This is a genomic window from Belliella marina (assembly GCF_042682445.1).
In the GTDB taxonomy this organism is placed as follows: domain Bacteria; phylum Bacteroidota; class Bacteroidia; order Cytophagales; family Cyclobacteriaceae; genus Belliella; species Belliella marina.
This window is the reverse complement of sequence record NZ_JBHUHR010000015.1, coordinates 365,242-387,372: the sequence shown is the minus strand read 5'-3', so window position 1 is coordinate 387,372 and position 22,131 is coordinate 365,242. Positions and strand designations below refer to the sequence as shown.

Annotated in this window: 16 protein-coding genes and 1 pseudogene; 12 read left to right on the top strand and 5 right to left on the bottom strand. The window is 40.6% G+C overall.

Annotated elements, in window-relative coordinates:
- Window positions 1–261: 261 nt before the first annotated feature.
- From ACFSKL_RS05975 to ACFSKL_RS05955, 5 genes are all read right to left on the bottom strand, one after another.
- On the bottom strand, window positions 262–1,341 hold the full coding sequence (locus ACFSKL_RS05975; RefSeq protein WP_376884365.1) for a fatty acid desaturase family protein: 1,080 nt from the start codon (window positions 1,339–1,341) through the stop codon (window positions 262–264).
- A 175-nt stretch (window positions 1,342–1,516) separates the two neighbouring features.
- A complete protein-coding gene (locus ACFSKL_RS05970) occupies window positions 1,517–1,984 on the bottom strand; it encodes a pyrophosphohydrolase domain-containing protein (RefSeq protein ID WP_376884363.1) in 468 nt (155 codons plus the stop codon).
- A gap of 99 nt (window positions 1,985–2,083) precedes the next feature.
- Window positions 2,084–2,866, bottom strand: coding sequence for a hypothetical protein (locus ACFSKL_RS05965; protein ID WP_376884362.1), 783 nt, complete (start codon window positions 2,864–2,866; stop codon window positions 2,084–2,086).
- Window positions 2,867–2,889: 23 nt separating this feature from the next.
- A complete protein-coding gene (locus tag ACFSKL_RS05960; RefSeq protein ID WP_376884359.1) occupies window positions 2,890–3,033 on the bottom strand; it encodes a hypothetical protein in 144 nt (47 codons plus the stop codon).
- 214 nt (window positions 3,034–3,247) lie between these two features.
- The gene (locus ACFSKL_RS05955; RefSeq protein WP_376884357.1) at window positions 3,248–4,015 is read right to left on the bottom strand and encodes a superoxide dismutase; all 768 of its coding nucleotides are present in this window, start codon (window positions 4,013–4,015) and stop codon (window positions 3,248–3,250) included.
- Window positions 4,016–4,349: 334 nt separating this feature from the next.
- On the opposite strand from ACFSKL_RS05955, the gene dapF reads away from it, so the two are divergent.
- From dapF to ACFSKL_RS05895, 12 genes and pseudogenes are all read left to right on the top strand, one after another.
- Entirely contained in the window at window positions 4,350–5,132 is a 783-nt protein-coding gene (gene dapF / locus ACFSKL_RS05950) for a diaminopimelate epimerase (protein WP_376884355.1), read from the top strand.
- Between the two features lie 143 nt (window positions 5,133–5,275).
- Window positions 5,276–8,653, top strand: coding sequence for a preprotein translocase subunit SecA (gene secA, locus ACFSKL_RS05945; RefSeq protein WP_376884353.1), 3,378 nt, complete (start codon window positions 5,276–5,278; stop codon window positions 8,651–8,653).
- A gap of 10 nt (window positions 8,654–8,663) precedes the next feature.
- Window positions 8,664–9,188: a hypothetical protein gene (locus ACFSKL_RS05940; protein ID WP_376884352.1), complete on the top strand. Its 525-nt coding sequence runs from the start codon at window positions 8,664–8,666 to the stop codon at window positions 9,186–9,188.
- A gap of 3 nt (window positions 9,189–9,191) precedes the next feature.
- Entirely contained in the window at window positions 9,192–10,379 is a 1,188-nt protein-coding gene (locus ACFSKL_RS05935) for a M20 metallopeptidase family protein (protein ID WP_376884350.1), read from the top strand.
- Window positions 10,380–10,717: 338 nt separating this feature from the next.
- Window positions 10,718–11,494: a S1/P1 nuclease gene (locus ACFSKL_RS05930; RefSeq protein ID WP_376884347.1), complete on the top strand. Its 777-nt coding sequence runs from the start codon at window positions 10,718–10,720 to the stop codon at window positions 11,492–11,494.
- A gap of 388 nt (window positions 11,495–11,882) precedes the next feature.
- Window positions 11,883–13,976 carry an ATP-dependent DNA helicase RecG gene (recG, locus tag ACFSKL_RS05925; protein WP_376884344.1) on the top strand — a complete coding sequence of 698 codons (2,094 nt, stop codon included), beginning with the start codon at window positions 11,883–11,885 and terminating at the stop codon, window positions 13,974–13,976.
- A 205-nt stretch (window positions 13,977–14,181) separates the two neighbouring features.
- Window positions 14,182–14,313: pseudogene (locus ACFSKL_RS05920) on the top strand (DUF4172 domain-containing protein); the annotation flags it as partial.
- Between the two features lie 147 nt (window positions 14,314–14,460).
- Window positions 14,461–15,087: a hypothetical protein gene (locus ACFSKL_RS05915; RefSeq protein WP_376884342.1), complete on the top strand. Its 627-nt coding sequence runs from the start codon at window positions 14,461–14,463 to the stop codon at window positions 15,085–15,087.
- Between the two features lie 95 nt (window positions 15,088–15,182).
- Window positions 15,183–15,770 carry a pseudouridine synthase gene (locus ACFSKL_RS05910; protein WP_376884340.1) on the top strand — a complete coding sequence of 196 codons (588 nt, stop codon included), beginning with the start codon at window positions 15,183–15,185 and terminating at the stop codon, window positions 15,768–15,770.
- Between the two features lie 334 nt (window positions 15,771–16,104).
- Window positions 16,105–17,076 (top strand): AAA family ATPase, encoded by a 972-nt coding sequence (locus ACFSKL_RS05905; RefSeq protein WP_376884338.1) that lies wholly within the window; start codon window positions 16,105–16,107, stop codon window positions 17,074–17,076.
- 193 nt (window positions 17,077–17,269) lie between these two features.
- Window positions 17,270–20,092 carry a TonB-dependent receptor gene (locus tag ACFSKL_RS05900; protein ID WP_376884337.1) on the top strand — a complete coding sequence of 941 codons (2,823 nt, stop codon included), beginning with the start codon at window positions 17,270–17,272 and terminating at the stop codon, window positions 20,090–20,092.
- A 23-nt stretch (window positions 20,093–20,115) separates the two neighbouring features.
- Window positions 20,116–22,101 carry an Ig-like domain repeat protein gene (locus ACFSKL_RS05895; protein WP_376884335.1) on the top strand — a complete coding sequence of 662 codons (1,986 nt, stop codon included), beginning with the start codon at window positions 20,116–20,118 and terminating at the stop codon, window positions 22,099–22,101.
- The last annotated feature ends 30 nt before the right edge of the window (window positions 22,102–22,131 follow it).

Genomic DNA, 22,131 nt, shown 5'->3' with positions numbered 1-22,131 from the left:
TGTTTTTATTGACTGAGCCGACTATTCGGTTTTAAACGGCAATCTACTTCACTTTTTTAATCCTCAATATCCCAATATTACTTCATAAAAAAGTTCGCACCTTCTTTTCGTAGTTCTCACCATTTAAAACCGTTCCTGCCTGCCGGCAGGCAGGTTGACAAAGTGAGAATAGTTGAACTCAGGTTATTAATGTCAGAATTGAGCATAATCTACATTTATAAGATATACCAATCAACAAATGATTTATTTCCTAATCACAAATCAAGCTGCCTGCCCTGCCTTTTTGAGGAAATTATAATGTGATTTCAAGGCTGAGTAGAAAGTTTCGTTGTCATGGTATGGCAAATCAAATTCATGGGCGGTTTGTTTGACAATTTCGGAGATAGCTGGATAGTGGATATGACAGATTTTTGGAAAAAGATGATGCTCCACCTGAAAATTCAACCCCCCGCATACAAATGCTGCCAACCTGCTTTTTCTTGCAAAATTTGCAGTCGTTCTCATTTGGTGTGCAGCCCAGGATTCCTCGATGTTTTCATTTCCCTTCGGATGGGGAATGTGTGTCTCTTCAACCAGGTGTGCCAGCTGGAATACCAGTCCCAGTACCAATCCCATCGTAAAGTTCATTGCCAAATATCCAATCAAAAACTGCCACCAAGTAATATCCATGATTACCAATGGCAAAATGATGTACATGGTATAGTATAGGATTTTGTAGAAAAACAAATTGAAATACTCGATTTTCGGATGATTGTTGACATGAGCCCCAATTCTTGTCTGAAAGAATTTGACATAATCTTTCCTGAAAAACCAAGAAATGGAAGCAAGGGAATAGAGAAAAAACGCATAAAATTGCTGATACTTATGGATAGGTTTTATTTCTTCATCATTGGATACACGGATCAGGCCTGGAGCTACATCAAGATCACCATCATGTCCCATAATATTGGTATAGGTATGGTGGACTTTGTTGTGCGTAATCTTCCAGATATAGACATTTGCACCGATCAGGTTGAAAATATAACCTAAGGAATTGTTTACCCATTGTTTTTTGGAATAGGATCCATGGAGGGCATCATGACAGATGTTGAAGCCTATAAAAGACATGGTAGCCCCAAGTCCGATTGCAAGTATCAGACTTCCCCACAGGGGGAACACTTCAAAAAGAATGAGGGAATAAAATGAGACAAATAATGCCAGGTACAACACCGTTTTGAAAACCATCAAGCCATTGGCTGTTTTGGAGATGTTGTTGCTTTGGAAATAATGTTCAATTCTGGATTTAATGGTTGCAAAAAACTGAGAATTGTTCGTGTCGACGAACTTAATGGACTGGTTCATATTGGTAATTTGAATAATTTAATTTATGATGGCTGGGTAAACACCATTTTGTAAGTTGTGCATTTGAAATGACTTCATTTAGCTTTCTTACTTCACAGAATTAAGATATTCTTAGCCTTGCTACGGCTTCTTCTAAAATAGTAATGTGAACTTTTTTAAAGTTAGGGAATAAAGTCTAGGAAGCCAAAATACTGTTTAAATCTGCCGGCGAATAGTTGACTGATTTCAGTGTTTTTCTATCCCCTTCCCTAAAGACTAGGTAAAGCTCTCCTTTCTTTTCATAAAAACAAGAAACACCCTGTGCTTGGTAATGCGCAACTGTTGCTTCAGCTTCTTCAAGGCTTCTACAAGCCTTACTCATATTGGAACGTTGAACCTCCTCAAATAATTCCTTAAACCTATCTGCCAGCCCAAATTCCAAAATGGCACCGGAAAGTACATACTGGATATCACACAGTGCATCTGCTACTTCTACCAAATTGTTTTCTGCGATGGCCTCTTCCAATTCCTTCAATTCTTCAGCAATCAGGGAAACACGAAGTTCACATCTTTTTTTGTCAGGGATTTGTGGGCTGTTAAGGATTGGGTGCATGAAAGTTTGGTGGAATTCTGCAACGGAGTTTAGGGATTTGGGGTCTTCCATGTTTGGCTGGATTTTGATTATTTTCGATGTTTGTAGCCTTAAAGAAAATAAAAAAGGTCGGAACATTCCGACCTTTTTTCAAAAAAAATACTGTTTCTGTTATTTTTTCTTCAATACTACTGAAGATTCAAGGTTGCTTTCGATTTTTGCAAGGATACTTGCGTTTCCATCGGCACTGTTTGGACCAATATCAATTTTACCATCTGCATTCGCATCTACAGCACTGCTAAAGTTTACATCTGCAAAAAGCTTGTTCAAGTCAAATACAAGAACCATCTCTGTATCTCCATCAACCTCTACGCCTGTGGCATTTTCAGATTTTGCCTTCAGCAACTTTTCTGTATTTAGCCAAATAGTGGATACTTTTCCTTCAATCTCTCCTGCAATCCAAAGTGATTTTTCATGCATAGGATCGTTGTCATTGCCTTCAGTTTTCTTGAAAAGCCTAAATTCCACTTCGGTATAGTTGCCATCTGGACTCCTACCTTCCGCTATGGTCGATACCCTCAATTCCCCATTGTTGACAAGGATCAGGTTCTTGGACTTGGAAGACTCAGCATGCAAGGCCGTATTGACGTTTGTTTTTAAGGTAATATCTCCAATGCTGATACCTGCAAGCAGATCAGCTTTTGCAGCATATTTCATCTCTACATCCTTTGTCCCAACCGAAAATTGGCTTACAGCAAAACCGTTTACATCCACTCTTTCATTGATCCCTGCGCCAGAAGCACTACCATTGGAAGCGGTGGCACTGAGTGCAACCTTACTTTGTGGGCCATCAGCGTTGATATCATCATCGTTGGTACATGAGAATGACATAAAACCGATAGCAGCAGCTAGGGCAATTTTCTGATAGTTTTTCATTGAAATTTTCATCTTCATATTATGTTGGTTTAGAACCATACCTACGCAATGCCTGTGCCAAGGAATAGGGCAAAAAATGCCATAATATTGAGATTTTGAGCCTTTTTACTGGCTGATCTTACTTGTTCGGTGAGCTTTGTTTTTGCTGTATTTTTAGTTGGTGTAAAAATATAGGCTTGTTCCAAAAGTAAATTTTGAGATCGTTCCACCAAATATTATTTTGAAAAGCATCCCGGATAAGGAAATGGGAACAATGAAAAAGGAGAAAGCTCTAAGGGGTTACACCTTTGATCTTTCTCCTTTAGCCTGATGGTATTGATCCAAAAAAATTGGCTTATTTGAAATAAAATGGTTGTTTCTTTATGGGAAAACCTCAAATTCCAACAAATCAAGGTACGATTAAGTCAGGGCATCATACCTTTCGGATACAGCTTTCCAGTTGATGACATTCCACCAGTTGCCGATATATCCACCACGGTCATTCATATATTTGAGGTAATAAGCATGTTCCCAAACATCAATCCCCAAAAGCGGCACACCTTGGAAATCTGATACATCCATCAGTGGGTTGTCTTGGTTTGGGGTAGATCCGACTGCCAACTTTTGGTCTTTGTCGAATACCAGCCAAGCCCAGCCTGAACCGAATCTAGTTTTTCCCGCATCTTCAAATTTTTTGGCAAAATCTTCGAAGCTTCCAAATGAAGCATCAATAGCAGCTGCCAATTCACCTTCAGGCTTACCACCTGCATCCGGTCCCATTGTTTTCCAAAACAATTCATGGTTGTAGTGGCCTCCGGCATTGTTACGCATTTTGGTTGAGTATTTTGAGATATTCATCAAGACGTCTTCCAATGGCTTGCTTACATCTACACCCTCTTCGGCAGCGGCTTCGGCAAGATTCTTGGCATAGCCGGCGGCATGTTTGGTATGATGGATCTCCATTGTCATGGCATCGATATGCGGCTCCAGTGCATTATAGTCATATGCCAATTTGTTTTGGTCAAAGCCTGTGCTTAGCGTAATTTTGCTTTCTTCACCAGCTCCACCACCACAAGCAGAAAGAAAAGCTGATCCAATTACACTAGATCCAATTCCCAAGGCTAGGGTAGCTTTTGAGCTTTGGCTTAAAAATACTCTTCTTGATACATTAAAGGATGATTTTTTCATTTTGTTATGGTTTTTCCTTTTGTTGGTTTCTGTTTTGAGACTGAATTTATCCGGGTTGTATTTATTCAATTTGGCCTAAGTTAAAGATTTCATGCCGATAATAAAACCAATATTCGGACAATAAGTCTGATTTTATGACAAGATGCTTATGTTTGCAGTAGCATTAGCCCTTGGTTTGGTTTTTGAAATAATCATCAACTACCCTATGGCGCATAAGTGCCAACGGATGAAAGTCAACGGACTGGATAAATCCTTTGCTGGAGATGTTTATCAAGGTTACTGGCAAAGGAAGCGTATGTACGTAATGTTAAAATAGCAATTGAGAAGTAACAAAATGGAAATATCTTTTTATAAATATCAGGGAACCGGAAATGATTTTGTCATGATTGATGACAGGTCAGAAGTGTTTCCTGATGCAGATTTGCCTCTTGTCCAACAGCTGTGTGACAGGAAATTTGGGATTGGGGCTGATGGTTTGATCTTGATTCGGAACAAGGAAGGTTTTGATTTTGAGATGGTTTACTTCAATGCAGATGGTTCGCAAAGTATGTGCGGCAATGGTGCCAGGTGTGCTGTTGCTTTCTCTAATTTCTTGGGTATTGTAGATGAGCAAGCATCTTTCCTTGCCATCGACGGTCCACATCATGCGAAAATCAAAGATGGTATCATCTCCTTGGGAATGGGTGAAGTAAAGAGCATTTCCAACATGGGACAGGATTTCTTTGTTAATACAGGATCTCCACATCATGTAAGGTTTGTAGAAAATGTAGATAAATATCCGGTCGTCGAGATAGGCTCCGAAATCAGATATAGTGCAGCATACGAGCCAAAGGGTACAAATGTGAACTTTGTAACCCCACTGTCATCTGATCAGATCCATGTGAGGACATACGAGAGGGGTGTTGAAAATGAGACTTTATCTTGTGGTACCGGTGTCACAGCTTGTGCTCTGGTCTATGGTTATCAAAACTCACTCAATGAGGTAAGTATCAAAACACAGGGAGGAAATTTAAAAGTAAAGTTTACGGCCGCATCCGATGGCTCATTTAAGAACATCAAATTGATTGGCCCAGCCGAGCGGGTTTTTGAAGGGAAGTGGAAAAGCATACATCAATAATTGCCTTTGGAATTTGAATTTTAAGAAAAAAAGAAAAACAGAAATGTGATTTTTGGCCTTCAAAATGCTGTATCATCCTTTTTCTAATTTTCTATTGTAATAAAAACGAAGTAATTTTAAGCCCCATTTATATACAGTATCATATGTTAGAAATTATTGCAAAAGGTCTGGCAAAAGTTTTTGGAACTAAGTCAGATAGAGATATAAAAGAATTGACCCCAAAAGTAGCATTGATCAATCAGGAATTTGCAAAGCTCAAATCCCTGTCAGATGATGAGTTGAGGAGCAAAACTGCCGAGATCAAGGCAACAATCAATGAGGATTTGAGATCATTTGATGAGAAAATCAAAGGGTTTAGAGATCAAATCGAAGCTTTGGCTCCCGAAAAGGTCCATGAAAAAGATGCCCTTTACAATGAAATTGACAAGACCGAGAAAGAAAGGGACGAAGCACTGGAAGTTGTCTTGGAGAAAGTAATGCCACTTGCCTTTGCGGTAGTAAAGGAAACAGCAAGGAGATTTAAAGAAGTCGGAAGCCTCAAAGTAAAAGCCAATCTTTACGATAAGGAGTTGGCTGCCAAAAAACCAAATGTTGAGTTGTCTGGTGATGATGCCATTTGGCACAACAAATGGATGGCTGCCGGGACTGAAGTAGTATGGGATATGGTCCACTATGATGTGCAGCTGATCGGCGGGATGGTATTGCATAAGGGGAATATAGCCGAAATGGCAACAGGTGAAGGTAAGACATTGGTTTCTACCTTGCCATCTTACCTCAATGCTTTGGCAGGTAGAGGCGTGCATTTGGTGACTGTGAATGACTACCTTGCAAAAAGGGATTCAGAGTGGAATGCTCCTCTATTCGAATTCCATGGCCTTTCTGTGGATTGTATCGATAAATACACCCCAAATTCCGAAGGAAGGAAAAAAGCCTACAAAGCCGATATCGTCTATGGAACCAACAATGAATTTGGTTTTGATTATCTGAGAGACAATATGGCTCGTGATGCGGGCGATTTGGTTCAAGGAAAGCATCATTTTGCGATGATTGATGAGGTCGATTCCGTATTGATCGATGATGCAAGGACTCCTTTGATCATCTCCGGGCCAGTTCCAAGAGGCGACGAGCATGAATTTATGGATATGAAGCCAAGGGTTGCCACGTTGGTGGACGAGCAGCGCAAATTGGTACAGGGATATTTGTCAGAGGCCAAAAAGCTTATTGCAGAGAAAAATGAGAAGGACGGTGGATTGGCATTGTTCAGGGCTTATAGAGGCATGCCAAAGTACAAGCCATTGATCAAATACCTTTCTGAGCCGGGGATAAGAGTTATTCTTCAGAAAACCGAAAATTACTACCTGCAAGACAACAAGCGCAACATGCCTGAGGCAGACGAACCGCTTTTGTTTACCATCGAAGAAAAGACCAATGGTGTAGAATTGACGGATAACGGGATTGAAGTCATCACCAAGAAAAATGAGAATCCTGAATTTTTTATACTTCCCGATATCGGTGTAGAAATCGCCGAGATGGAAAAAAATCCTGATTTGGATGATAAGGAAAAATTGGTCCGAAAGGAAGAGATCATCAAAGATTACGGGGTAAAAGCCCAGCGGATCCATACGGTCAACCAGCTTTTGAAGGCATACTGTATGTTTGAGAAAGATACGGAATACATCTTGGTGGATGGAAAGGTAAAGATCGTAGATGAGCAGACAGGCCGTGTGATGGAAGGAAGAAGATATTCTGATGGCCTTCACCAGGCAATAGAAGCAAAGGAAAATGTAAAAGTGGAGGATGCCACCCAAACATATGCCACGATTACCCTCCAAAATTACTTCAGGATGTACCACAAACTGTCCGGTATGACAGGTACTGCGGAGACAGAAGCAGGTGAATTCTGGGAAATCTACAAATTGGACGTAGTAGTCATTCCTACCAACAGACCAATTGTAAGACAAGATAGAGACGACAAAGTATATAAGACAGTCCGAGAGAAATTCAATGCTGTAGCAGATGAAATCGTAGAATTGACCCAAGCAGGCCGCCCAGTCTTGGTGGGTACCACTTCTGTGGAGATTTCGGAATTGCTTAGTAGGATGTTGACAATCAAGAAGATCCAGCACCAGGTTTTGAATGCGAAGCAGCATGCCAGGGAAGCAGATGTAGTAGCAGAGGCTGGTAAGCCAGGAACTGTAACCATCGCCACCAACATGGCAGGTAGGGGTACAGATATTAAGTTGACAGCAGAATCAAGGTCTGCGGGAGGCTTGGCGATCATTGGTACTGAAAGACATGAGTCAAGAAGGGTCGATCGCCAGTTGAGAGGTCGTTCGGGTCGCCAGGGAGATGTGGGTTCTTCCCAGTTCTTTGTGTCTTTGGAAGATAATTTGATGCGACTTTTTGGTTCTGAGAGGATTGCCAAATTGATGGATAGAATGGGTCTGGAAGAAGGTGAAGTGATCCAACATTCCATGATTTCCAAATCCATAGAGAGAGCGCAGAAAAAGGTGGAGGAAAACAACTTCGGTACAAGAAAGCGCCTTTTGGAATATGATGACGTCATGAATTCCCAAAGGGAGGTAGTCTATAAAAGAAGACGCAATGCCTTGATGGGAGAACGTCTGGAATTGGATATTCTGAACATCATGTATGATGTATGTTCGGATATCATCCAGATGGCAAAATCAACCGAGGATCTGGACAATTTGAGAATGAATATCTATAGTTCTCTAGGGGTCGATCATCAATTTACCTCCGAAGACCTTCAGAAAAAAGATGCGTATAAATTGACTCAAGAGCTGTTTGATGCTTCCTATAAAAGCTACGTTTCCAAAAACGAGAGGATTCTGGAAAAAGCACTGCCAATCTTGAAGGATGTCTATGCACAAAGAGGAGCTACGGTGAAGGAAATAATGGTTCCTATAACTGATGGCTTGAAGCAAATTGGCGTAGTTGTTGGTCTTGAATCTACAGTGAGCCACGAAGGACGGGACTTGATCAGGGCTATTGAGAAAAATGTGACTTTGGCGATCATTGACCAAAATTGGAAAGAGCATCTGCGTGACATGGATGACTTGAAGCAATCTGTTCAAAATGCTGTTTATGAGCAAAAGGATCCTTTGTTGATATATAAGTTTGAAGCATTTGAGATGTTTAAGCGCTTTGTGGGCAGACTGAATGAAGATGTCATCTCATTCTTGGCCAAAGCGGAACTGCCTACACAGGATCCAAGTCAGGTAAAAGCCGCCCAAGCACCAAAAAGCCAAGAGAATATCCAAGCCTCCAAGGCGGATGCCGGAAGCAGCTTGAACCCTGGGGCAAACAGGCAGGCAGCTGCTGCGGTAGCCAATAGACGGGCTGAGCAGCAAGTGGTAGCTCCAAGGAAATCTGAAAAAGCCTATGGGAGAAATGACAGGGTGACAGCGCAATATGCTGATGGTTCGGTCAAGAAAGACGTGAAGTTCAAGAGTGTAGAGTTGGATGTAGCGGCAGGAAAGTGTGTTATTGTTGAAGGTTAAAAAAATAGTCATGATGAAATCATTTTTGGGTGGAATTGTACTGGTTTTCTTGTTGGGGTCTTGTAACCTTATCAAAAAAGTGGGTGGAGATACGGATAAATTTGATTCATACCAGGAAGATTTGTCACCTACAAGGATAAGTTTCCCTTCAATGGAAGATCAATCTGTAACAGCTACACCCAGTGAAACTTTCAATGGGAGTTTGGCTGTCGATGAGGATTTGGAATATGCTCTGAGGAAATTTGCAGACAAGAATCGATCGGAACGCTACTATTCGGGATTTACTGTGTTGGTATACAGTGGAGTGGATCGTGATGCGGCATTCGGTACGAGGAATGAACTCTATTCCCGATTCCCTAATATCAAAACTGAAATGGAGTATCAGCAACCCCGCTATTTAGTAAAAGTGGGAAAGTTTACCAACAGAATAGAGGCACAGGCTTATTATAATAAATTAAAGCATTCATTTCCCATGACAAGGATCATTCAAGAAAGATTCAAAAGAAATGGGTATGTGGATTCTGAACAAAATTAAATAATGATCAAGGAAAGAATCAAATCACTCGCACAGCAGTACAAATCCGAAATCATTGCAAATAGAAGGCATCTGCATGCCAATCCAGAACTTTCTTTTCAGGAATTTGAGACGCTCGCTTTTGTACAGGAGCAATTGTCGAAAATTGGCATCACTGATTATGAAGTAAAGGCAAAGACAGGCATTGTGGCATTGATCAAGGGCAAAAATCCAGATAAAAAGGTGATCGCCCTCAGGGGGGATATGGATGCCTTGCCGATTATTGAGCAAAATGATGTGTCTTACAAGTCAACCAAGCCAGGAGTAATGCATGCTTGTGGACATGATGTGCATACTGCTTCCCTTTTGGGTGCGGCACAGATCCTCCATGAGGTTAGGGATGGATTTGAAGGGACTGTGAAGCTTGTTTTTCAGCCAGGAGAAGAGTTGATTCCCGGCGGAGCTTCTTTGATGATCAAAGACAAAGCATTGGAAAACCCAAGGCCATCCGGCATTATTGGACAGCATGTGATGCCATTGATTCCTGTAGGGAAAGTAGGTTTCCGAAAGGGGATGTACATGGCTAGTGCCGATGAGCTATATATCACAGTGAAAGGAAAAGGTGGACATGGTGCCATGCCAGAAACTTTGGTAGATCCTGTTTTGATAGCTTCCCATATGATAGTCGCTTTACAGCAGGTAGTGAGTAGAAACGCTTCACCTAAGATTCCTTCGGTGCTTTCCTTTGGAAGGATCGAAGCACTGGGTGCTACAAATATTATCCCAAATGAAGTAAAGATCCAGGGGACATTCCGTACACTCAACGAAGAGTGGAGATCCAAAGCGCATCAACATATGGTCAGCATAGCCAAAGGGATCGTAGAAGGTATGGGTGGTGAGGTAGATTTTGAAGTCCGGGTGGGATATCCATTTTTGAAAAATGCAGAGGAACTCACAGACAGAGCGCAGCAAGCCGCAATTGATTATCTTGGAGAAGAAAATGTTGTCGATCTGGATATTTGGATGGCAGCAGAAGATTTTGCCTACTATACCCAAGAGATTGATGGCTGTTTTTACCGATTGGGCACAAGAAACGAAGCCAAGGGAATCATTTCCGGAGTACATACACCTACATTTGATATAGACGAAGATGCACTGGAAATCGGTGCTGGGTTGATGGCGTTTTTGGCAGTGAAGGAATTGGAATCTTGAAGTCACTATAGAAATGTAGTTGGAATATGCGTTGCGAAATAATGAGTGCCTCTTCATAATCCTACCACATTCCTATTATTTCGCAGAAGCATATTTCCATTTGTGATTATCCGCAATGACACCATTAGCTTAATTTCCCAATAAAATCATGCGGACAATTGTTATCGGTTATTAGTGCATCAATTGACTTAAAATATATCAATTCATTTGGCTACTGGTAAGAAAGCGGAGATACATATTTCCATTTATTTCTACAATATTTCAAATTATACAGATCACCAAATGATATTTCAGGAGTGCTAAATTTCAACAGTGTTTCTACTTATTTCAAATTGAATATGAAAAAGATCAAGTATATCATCCTCGCTTTGGTGTTGACGGTATGTATTCATACACAGACATTTGCCTGGGGTGCTATTGGGCATTATGTGATTGGTAAACTTGCCGAATGGCAGATGAATCCAGCAACAGTGGAGAAAGTTGAGGCAGTTTTGAAGCAAGAATCTATTTCCGGTGTAGGGGTCTGGATGGACAATATCCGTTCTGACAAAAAATATGAATATACCTACACTTGGCATTGGGTGACTACTGTAGATGGGGAATACGACCCGACTATCCAAGAGGAAGCAGGGGACGCTTATGAAGCATTTTTGAGGATCAAAGAAAACCTCAAAAGAGGTAAGTTGTCAGCAGAAGAGGAGAGAGACCAGTTGAGAATGCTGATTCATATCGTTGGGGATTTGCACCAACCTTTTCATGTTGGTAAGCCTGGAGACCGTGGAGGAAATGACGTGAAAGTGAGCTTTTTCAACAAAGAAACAAATATCCATGCGATTTGGGATTCTGATTTGATCGAAGGGAAAAAGATGGGCTACACTGAGATTGCGATCGAACTTCAAAAGAGAATTTCCCCTACTTTAATCAATAAGTATACGAAAACAACTCCAGCAGATTGGTTGCGCGAAGCTGCTGCCATCAGACCAGACATGTATGATATCCCAGAGAATGGCAGAATCGGTTACGAATATATCTACAAGCATTATCACCACACCGAAGAAAGATTGATTGCCGCAGGTATCAGGCTTGGTCAGGTATTGGAAGAGATATATGGGTAAGGTCTAGGGAATCTGGCGATAATGGGGCATGCTATTTTGCATAAGTCAGCACTTGATGTTGTCTCTCATTTAGATACTTGGTCTTAATCCTACTTTGTCGAATTTAAAAAAGATGCTAAACCTGACAGGTTTATTGACCAAAAAATAATTAAAAATACACTCTGAGCTGTGAAACCTTTCAGGTTGCGATCCTCATGCATTAACTTGACAAAGTAGGGCTATTGTTGAAGCAAATTATATCCGCTTGATCACAAAGGTTTTCTGCATTGAAATATAATTCAGTGGACGCACGAATTAACCTCTTTCTTTTTCTACAGGATCGATTTTCATTTAGTTTTTTAATGACAGATACCTTAATTTGTACCTTTTAAACCAAAACCATTGATCATTGTCCGGATTCTTTGACACCAAAATTGAATTTCTGAAGGGGATGGGTCCTCAAAAAGCCGCCTTGTTCAATAAAGAACTGAATATTTTCACTTTTGGTGAGCTGATTCAGCATTATCCATTCAGGTATGAAGACCGTACAAAGTTTTTCAAAATAAGAGAGCTTCACGAGGATCTGGACCATGTCCAAGTTATCGCAAGAATCCGAAGTGTAGAGACTATTGGGGACGGCAGAAGGAAAAGATTGGTCGCCCATATTTTTGATGAAACCGGTGAGATGGAACTTACTTGGTTCAAAGGAATCCAGTGGGTAGCCAAAAAGCTTGTGCCGGGAGCTGTTTTTGTGTTTTTTGGAAAACCTGCCAAGTTTGGCAGAAAATTCAGTATTGCGCATCCTGAAATGGACGTGTTGACCACGGCTCAGGAAGAGCGGAATTTCTTTCAGCCAGTCTATCCCACTACTGAAAAACTGCGTGCCAAATATTTGGATTCCAAAGGCATTTCCAGGATCATGGAAGGGCTCGTTGCCACTGCTTATCCACAGATTCAGGAGACCTTGCCCGAGAATGTTATGCAACGCTTCAACCTGATTCCCAAAAAGGAAGCCCTGAAGCAAATCCACTTTCCAGACGATCCCGACATTCTAAAAAGGGCAAGATATAGACTGAAATTCGAAGAGTTCTTCTATGTCCAGCTCAGATTGCTCAAACTCAAACTCACCCGTACCGAAAAATCCCAAGGGCAAATCCTCAACCAGACAGAGTTGCTCACAAAGTTCTATAAGGAGCATCTGCCTTTTGAACTGACAGAGGCGCAGAAGCGCGTGGTAAGGGAATCTTTTGCTGATATGAAATCCGGCAAACAGATGAATCGCCTGATTCAAGGGGATGTTGGGAGTGGGAAAACCATGGTGGCTTTTATTTGTATCCTCATCGCAATCAGTTCGGGTGCGCAAGCTTGTCTAATGGCACCCACGGAGATTTTGGCCAACCAACATTTTGAAGGGCTGAAAGAATATGCGGATCTGATGGGGTTGAATATTGCGCTGCTGACGGGGTCTACCAAAAAATCCGTCCGCAAGGTAATCCATGAAATGTTGCTTGTAGGAGACCTTCACATTATCATCGGAACCCATGCACTGTTGGAAGATATCGTCCAATTCAAAAACCTAGGTTTGGCAATTGTGGATGAGCAACATCGATTTGGGGTAGCCCAGCGGGCGAAACTCTGGGCAAAGAATGAAAGATTCTTACCCCATGTTTTGGTGATGACTGCTACACCGATACCACGTACTTTGGCGATGACTTTGTATGGTGATTTAGATATATCGGTAATCGACGAAATGCCCTTGGGAAGAAAACCCATTCAGACAGTACATCGCTATGATAAGGATAGGTTGAAGGTTTTTGGATTTATGCGAAAGCAAATCGAATTGGGAAGGCAGGTTTATCTTGTTTATCCATTGATCGAGGAATCCGAAACTTTGGATCTAAAGAACCTCATGGATGGCTATGAAAGTATCTGTCGGGCTTTTCCAGAGTACCCTATCAGCATAGTCCATGGAAATATGAAAGCTGCAGATAAGGACTATGAAATGCAGCGATTTGTCAAGGGTGAAACCAAAATCATGGTAGCTACCACAGTGATCGAAGTGGGTGTGAACGTACCCAATGCTTCTGTGATGGTGGTGGAAAATGCCGAACGCTTTGGCCTGTCCCAACTGCATCAGCTCAGGGGCAGGGTAGGAAGGGGTGCGGATCAGTCTTATTGTATTCTGATGAGTAAATACGAACTCTCCAAAGACAGTAGAATCCGCCTCGACACCATGGTCAGGACAAACAATGGTTTCGAAATCGCCGATGTGGACTTAAAGCTCCGTGGTCCTGGAGACTTGATGGGTACTCAGCAAAGTGGTGTGGCTGACCTTTTGATTGCTGATTTGAGCAAAGACGCACAGATCCTGACCTTGGCAAGAGATGCCGCCCAGGAACTCCTTCAGGCAGACCCTGACCTTTCCCAACCCGAAAACACCCTCGTTCTCCGTCAGATCCGTGCGCAAAAGAAGCACGAGATCAATTGGAGTAGGATTTCCTAATTCTGGTAACAAAGTCTAAAATGTCGGAAAAGGAGCTAGATCTGTAAGGAAATAAATTTAGGGGTAGAAATACTGTAGAAATAAAGTTGAAATACGCCGTCGGCGAAATATAAAAAAGAAATTTTTTTACTACAAAACACTTAAATTCAATTGAGTAAGATGAAGTGGGCTTAGGTTGGCATGGTTTTGAGGGCAATTTAATTGGAGAAATGAAGAGGTTATCAATCTATTGAGTCAAGCCAGAAATTTGCAGGGAAGGCTAACGGGAAAAATGGAATCCCTTGGTTTTGATTTAAGAAATGAAGCAATGTTGGATACTTTGACAGATATTGGATAAATTGCTTTGCTGAAGAGGTATATTGCGAAGTGTGGGAAAGACATAAATTGACTCTCAATAGTTTTGAAAAATCTAGCTTTCCACAATCTCAAAGAGAATTTTGAACAAAAACATTTTTAAACAGAAATAACAAAAACAACTAACATTATGAAAAGATCATTTGAGCTTGCCGTGATTCTATTTGTAGGAATGATATTTATCTTCTCTTCCTGCCAGACTACTTCTTCTGATTCAGAAACTATCGAGATGACTGGCATTGGTGAAATCGAACTGCCTGATTCTCCTTATGCGATCAGTATCAACTTCAATGGCAACGAAAAAAAGAAGGAGGAGATGCTTGCCTTGGTTTCTTCGGGAGACTTGGCAAAATATAAACCAAAGCTTCAACATGAAAACGTGTATCAAGAAGGGAATGGTGGTACAGCAAAAAACTTTACATTCAGCATAAGTTATGTGTTGGTTTTGGAGGATAAAGCAGCTCTTAATGATGTCGTATCGATTTTGTCCAAAAACGACATGCCAGGATATGTCAACACCATGGGTTCTTATATTGATGAAACTAAGCGGGATGAGTATTCAGAGAAGCTGTTTGATTTGGCATTGAAGCATGCTGAAAATAGGTTGGGCAAATTTGCCGAATCAAAGCAAAAATCATATAGAATCACCGAGATCTTAGATGCTGATGACCCTTATTCCAATGCAGTCCCCCATGATGGAGTAGCTTACCAAAGCAAACTGTTCAAAAAAGTAAGGGTGAAAGCTGTCTTGAAGTGACGCTCAGCATTGATTTTAGCAAATTGGATTGACTTTTGAAAGCTTCAAGATATAATTTCGTCTAATGAAAAAACGAATAAAAGAATTAGTTACCAATGTCACAACACCGATACTTTATCATCTATAAACCCTTTGGAATACTGAGTCAGTTCAGTGGGGAAGCGAATACCCTGAAGGAACTGGGAGATTTTCCATCAGATGTCTATCCAGTCGGTAGGCTTGATAAGGACAGCGAGGGCTTGCTGCTCCTGACCAATGACAAATCCCTCAATCACCATCTGCTCAATCCCCGATTTGCCCACCAGAGAACATATCTAGCCCAAGTAGAAGGCATTCCTTCTTCAGAAGCGATCATCCAACTGGAAAATGGAGTGGACATCAATGTGGATGGAAAAATGTACCATACCAAAAAAGCCAAAGCACTCCTGCTTGAAGAAGAACCGATTCTCCCACCAAGAAATCCACCCATTCGCTATCGCAAAAATGTCCCTGATTCGTGGATTGAGCTTAGCCTGATCGAAGGCAAAAACAGACAAGTCAGGAAAATGACCGCTGCAGTAGGTTATCCCACGCTCCGATTGGTGCGTTATTCTATGGAAAAATTGCATATTGGTGACTTTGAAGTTGGGGAAATCCGGGAGTTTGATAGAAAGGCTATCTACGAATTGTTAAAAATTACTTAAAGATCAGCTTCCCGGGAATAACATTTTGGCTTAAAACATATTTTGTCCTAATTTAGCCTACGTTTGAGAAAAGAATCAAGAAAAAACCTATTTGAGATAAGATTGAAGAAGCTTACTCGTTCATTTCATTGATAGTTGTCAACGGAGAAATTAACGTTTTGAATTTTCATCTATAGTAATAAAATGAGTTACGTTCTCAAATTTGTTGAAGCTTGTGCGCTGAAACGCTGTTGTCAGATGATCGTTGACTGTTGACAAGTAGATAAATGTCACAAGTTTGATTTAGTTTCAGACTTCATCAACATAAGAAATAAAACAAATAATTAAACATCCCATGCATCAGGAGAAGATTCAACAGGTCATAGAAGAAGTAAAGAAATTAGTAGTGGGTCAAGACCGCATGGTCAATAGACTTTTGATTGGCTTGTTTACCAATGGACACATCTTATTGGAAGGGGTGCCTGGATTGGCGAAAACCCTGACGGTAAACACACTGTCAAGAGTACTTCACTTGGATTTCAGAAGAATACAGTTTACGCCTGATTTGTTGCCGTCTGATTTGATTGGTACGATGATCTACAATCAGCAAGAGGCAAATTTCGAAGTGAAAAAAGGGCCTATTTTTTCCAATATCATCCTAGCTGATGAGGTCAACAGGTCTCCTGCCAAAGTACAGTCAGCACTATTGGAAGCCATGCAGGAGAAGCAGGTTACAATCGGCGATACCACCTACCAGTTGGACAGGCCATTCTTGGTTTTGGCGACACAAAACCCGGTAGATCAGGAGGGGACTTATCCACTTCCAGAAGCCCAGGTAGATAGATTCATGATGAAGGTGCATATAGACTATCCATCTAAGAGTGATGAATTGGAAGTAATGCGAAGGATGGCCAATATGTCATTCAACTCTGAAGTGAATGCCATTCTATCCAAAGAGGATATTTTTGCGATCAGAAACAAAATCAATGAAGTGAAAATCGCCGAGCCATTGGAGAACTATATCATTGAATTGGTTTTTGCGACAAGATTCCCAGAGAAATATGGGTTGAAGGAAGAAGCAAAATATATCCAGTTCGGTGTGTCGCCTAGGGCCAGTATCAATCTGAACTTGGCAGCTAGGGCAGTAGCTTTCATGGATGGAAGGGACTTCGTATTGCCGGAAGATATCAAGGAAATCGCAGAAGACGTGTTAAACCACAGGATTATACTGAATTATGAAGCTGAAGCAGACAATATCAACACCCGTGATCTGATCAAGATTATCCTCGACAAAATACCGATTAACAAAAGCGTAACATTGAAATAGGTTAAATTCAGAGAATTCACCTGTATAATCCACTTATTGACACTTAAACGCCATTGCAATATGAAAATATTGTGATGGCGTTTTTCATTTTTAGACCAACTATTTAATGATTTGATAATTTTTTGTACCACCTCAATTTACATTGGGTAATCATCTTTGTCACGTAAAATACTGCTGTACAAAGAAGAATATTATGAATGCAAAATTACTCTTAACAATTTTACTCCTACTTGTTTCGAATTACATTTCAGCACAAACAGGGTCTATCAAAGGCGTTGTAAGAGATGTAAATACTGGAGAGACAATTATTGGGGCAAATGTCCGACTGGAAGGTACTGACAGAGGTGCAGCTACTGGATTGGAAGGAGATTTTGAAATATCCAATGTTCCAGTTGGATCCCACACACTAATCGTTTCTTTTATCACCTATTCTACCCAAAAGATTCCCGTTCAGGTTTCTTCAGGAAACCAAAAGGTGGTAGAAGTCAGTCTTGATGAAGATATTTCGGAATTGACTTCAGTCACGGTGACTGCCGTTAGGGAGACTGCTTCTGATATTTCTCTTTTAAGAAATATCAAAGAGAGTGTGCAAGTAGTCAGTGGCTTGTCTGCCGAATCAATCAAAAGGACATTAGACAGTGACGCATCCCAAGTTGTAAAAAGAATTCCCGGTGTGACAGTCGTTCAGGATAGGTTTATTGTGATTAGGGGGCTAAATGAAAGGTATAATACAACACAGCTCCATAATATAAATACACCAAGTATGGAACCTGATGTGAGGTCATTTTCACTTGATGTTGTTCCAAGTAATATTATAGATCAAATACTGATCTATAAAAGCCCCTCCCCAGAATTGCCTGGTGATTTCTCCGGTGGTATGGTGAAAATCTTCACTAAAAGTATTCCTGAAGAGACTAGCACTACTTTGGATGTTTCTACAGGTTTTAGACAGGGTACTTCTTTACAAGACTTTAGGGCAGAAGATAGAAGATCAAATCACTGGACTGGTTGGAATGATGGGGCAAATAATTTGCCAGGGAATTTCCCAGAGAGGTTGACAGGCTTGTCAGCAGCAGAGATCGATCAAGCAGGAAGATCATTGCCAAACAATTGGCGTGAAAGCAATTATAATTCTGGTCTAGATTACAAAATAGGTCTTACATATACTTTTAGAAAGGACATTGGAAAAAAAGGGATGCAGATTGGGAACACTACAAGCATTCAATATTCTAACACCAAAACGATTTTTAATGTAGAAAACAATGCTTTTGAAGCGTATGATTTTGATACAAATGAGCCTAAATTAAGATATGCTTTTCAGGATGTAGAGTATGGACAAGAAATAACCAATGGTATTGTGTTCAATTGGGCTTGGAAAATCAATGATAAAAATGTAATCGAACTCAAAAACCTGTACCAAAGATTGACAACACATGACTTCATTGATCGTTTTGGAGATCAGGTTGCCCAGGGTTTTAAGCAGAATAATTTCGCCTTTTTCAATGAATATAGAGGAGTATACTCAGGACAGTTGGTTGGTAGCCATAAGCTTTTTGATGAAACAGGAAAGTTGGAATGGGTAGGTGGTTATGGTATGACCTTCAATGAATTGCCTGATTACAGACGCTATAGAAAGAATGTGGTGGACGAAGAGACGGGTGAGTCTGTGCTTTTTATTCCTCGTGGTCAGACGCCTGATTTTTTGGGAAAATTTTATTCTACCATGCGTGAGAATATCTATTCGGGAGCGATCAATTTCGAACAGAAATTTAATCAAAATTCAAATGCTTCCTTCAAGCCTATGCTTAAAGCTGGAGTGTATTTGGAAAATAGAGAAAGAGAGTTTGACGCAAGAAACCTTGGTTTCAGCAGATCACCGAATTTTAATGAAGGTCTTATACAATCAGGTGTCGAAGAACTATTTCAGCCTGAGAATATTAACAGTAATAATGGTATTAGACTTGGAGAAAACTTCGCTACGAGTAACTTCTATATAGCTACTAACGAATTAAGGGCATATTATTTATCATTGAATATGCCATTGGGGAAATTTAATCTATCAGGTGGGGTTAGAGTAGAAGACAATAAACAAGAACTAAGAAGTCCTGATAGATTTCAGCCTGGTACAAGCACACCTCCAATTGATCCAGTTGTGATTGATCAAGTGGATTTTTTGCCATCAGTGACACTTGCATACAATATCAATCCAAAGATGGTCTTAAAGGGGGTGTATGGCAAAACACTTAACAGGCCTGAGTTTAGGGAAATTGCTCCATTTGGATTCTTTGATTTCGTATTTGATGCCACTGTCGCTGGAAATTCATTTCTTAGAAATGCTACGATACATAATTATGATTTGAGATGGGAGTGGTATCCAAGTTTGACAGAAACGGTTTCTTTCGCATTATTTTATAAAGATTTCAGAGATCCGATAGAGTCTTTGTACGGGAATTTTGGAAGTGAACAATCTACCTTCTTGTTTGCCAATACAGAAAGTGCTTATGCTAGAGGTTTTGAAGTTGATGTCAGAAAATCTATGGCGAATGTTATCAAATCTAAATTTTTCAGCAAGATGAGCCTTACCGCCAACATTTCTGTCATTGACAGTCAAGTGACACTTGGTGATTCTTTATCCTTGCTTTTGAGGGCTACGGACAGGCCATTACAGGGTCAATCAAACTTCATTGTAAACACAGGGATTTCCTATGATGATGAGATAACAGGGCTTCAAGTTAACCTAAATTACAATGTGATTGGGAAAAGAATTCTTTTGGTTGGAGCAGGAGCGATTCCTGATACTTATGAAATGCCTAGAAATGTACTTGATCTATCTGTAAGAAAATCCTTGACTGAAAAACTTTCTGTGAAAGCTGGTATCAAAGATATACTTAACCAAGAGTTTTTGCTCTTGCAAGATGGTAACGAAGACGGGGTCTTTGATAGGAAAAATGATCAAATATTCAGAAGGTACAAGCTAGGGACTCAATATTCTATAGGGTTTACATATGAATTTTAACTTTACACAATTTAATTAACATCATGAACAACAACAAGAAAAGCAACAAACTGAATAGAGTTTTTGGTTTGTTTTCAATCTCCGCATTGCTTCTGTCATCATTATTTTTGGTGTCATGTGGTGACGATGAAAAACCAGCGGGAGCACCTCCTACTGTATCATCTGATCCTGGTACAATAAGTGGTATTCCTGGATCTGAGGTATCGGCATTAGTTTCAGTAAGCGCACCAGAAGGTGTGAAATCGTTCAGGATTTTAAAGAATGGAGCTCCAGATAGTAATTTCCCTGATGTAAATATCACAGGTACTACTGGATCTTATGAATTCAAATATACAATTGAGCCAACTTTGAATGCTGGCGCTGTAGTAAACTTCACATTCGTAGTTACAGATATGTTGGATAGAGCAGCTACTTCTGCTCCATTGGCAGTAAATGTAACTGCAACACCTCCTAAGCCAAGAGTTCAAGTTGGTGGAACTACTCAACTTCCAGGATATGACGAACATATCGTAGGTGTTGCTGTTTCAGGAATTGAAGGTACTTATATTCAGGAGAGAAATGTTACTTTAACAGCTGATAAGGATTACTATTTGATTGGTTTTGTAAGAGTAGGTCCAATCCCTGCTGCTGGCCAAACTCCTTCGACTGATGATGGAAGGACAGAAGGTGTCCTTACTATAGAGCCAGGTACAGTTGTTTTCGGTGATGAAGCTACAAAAGGTACTTTGGTAGTACAAAGAGGTGGTAAAATCATGGCAGAAGGAACTAAGGATGCACCAATTGTATTCACTTCCGCTAATGCTCCTGGCGAAAGAACTCCAGGTGACTGGGGTGGTGTAGTACTTTGCGGTAGAGCTCGCAACAATGAAGGTCCAAGTGTTCAGCTTGAAGGTGGCTATGCTGCTTGGCACGGGGGAACAGATGATACCGATAACAGTGGTGTTTTGAAATATGTTAGAATTGAGTGGGCAGGTATTCCTATCAATCCAAATGAAGAAGTAAACACCCTAACTTTGGGTAGTGTGGGTAGAGGTACTGTTGTAGAATATGTACAGGCTTCATTTGGTCTTGATGATCAGTTTGAGTGGTTTGGTGGTTCTGTTGATGGAAGATATTTGATCGCTTATAGAGGTTTGGATGATGACTTTGATGTAGATTTGGGTCACAGTGGAAACATTCAGTTTGCTATCGGTATAAGAGATGCAAAAGACGCAGATCAATCAGGTTCTAATGGTTTTGAAGTAGATAACAATGGTAGTGGTGAGTTGAGGGAGCCTTACACTTCATCGGTATTTTCTAACATTACTATCATCGGTCCAAAAAAGGTAAGAGAAACTTCTATTTCAGCTGAATTCCAGCACGGTGCACAGCTTAGAAGAAGCAGTAAATTGAAGATTTATAATTCAATCATCGCAGGTTACCCAATGGGAATCTTTATAGATGGAAACAATACTGTTCAATTTGCACAGAATGACGAATTGCAGTTGAGAAACGTATTCCTTGCTGGTGTAAGAGGCTGGGGTGGAAATGGTTTTGGAAAAGCTTATGATCCAAATAGAGCTTATGATCACCAAAGTGCATTGAATTCCGCAAGTTATCCTGATTTGCAGGCAACTGGTTTACCATTTGTTGACGGAAATGGAGTGGCTAGGGGTAATCACCCGGGTTCTGAGCCAAGAGGTCACTCTATCAGATGGACTGTTCCTGGATTCAATGCACTTGATTGGTTTAATACTGCAGCTTTTGGAAATAAATTCTACGGTGCATGGGACGAAATTGGAATCAGCCCTTCTGTTTTTGATCTTGGAACTCCTACATTTACTGTTGAAGCGGATAAGCCTGTTGCAACTGGAGCTAAGTGGGACAATGTACCTTTTGTTCAATCAAGCACTAAGAGTACTTGGTTCGGTCAGTTTGAGCAAGTACCTCATGCCGGTGCTTTCGGGACTTCCGAAGACTGGACTCAAGGATGGGCTAATTTCAGCAGAAATACTGTTTACAGAGACTAATCTATTAACACCTTAATTTTAAGGCCAAGT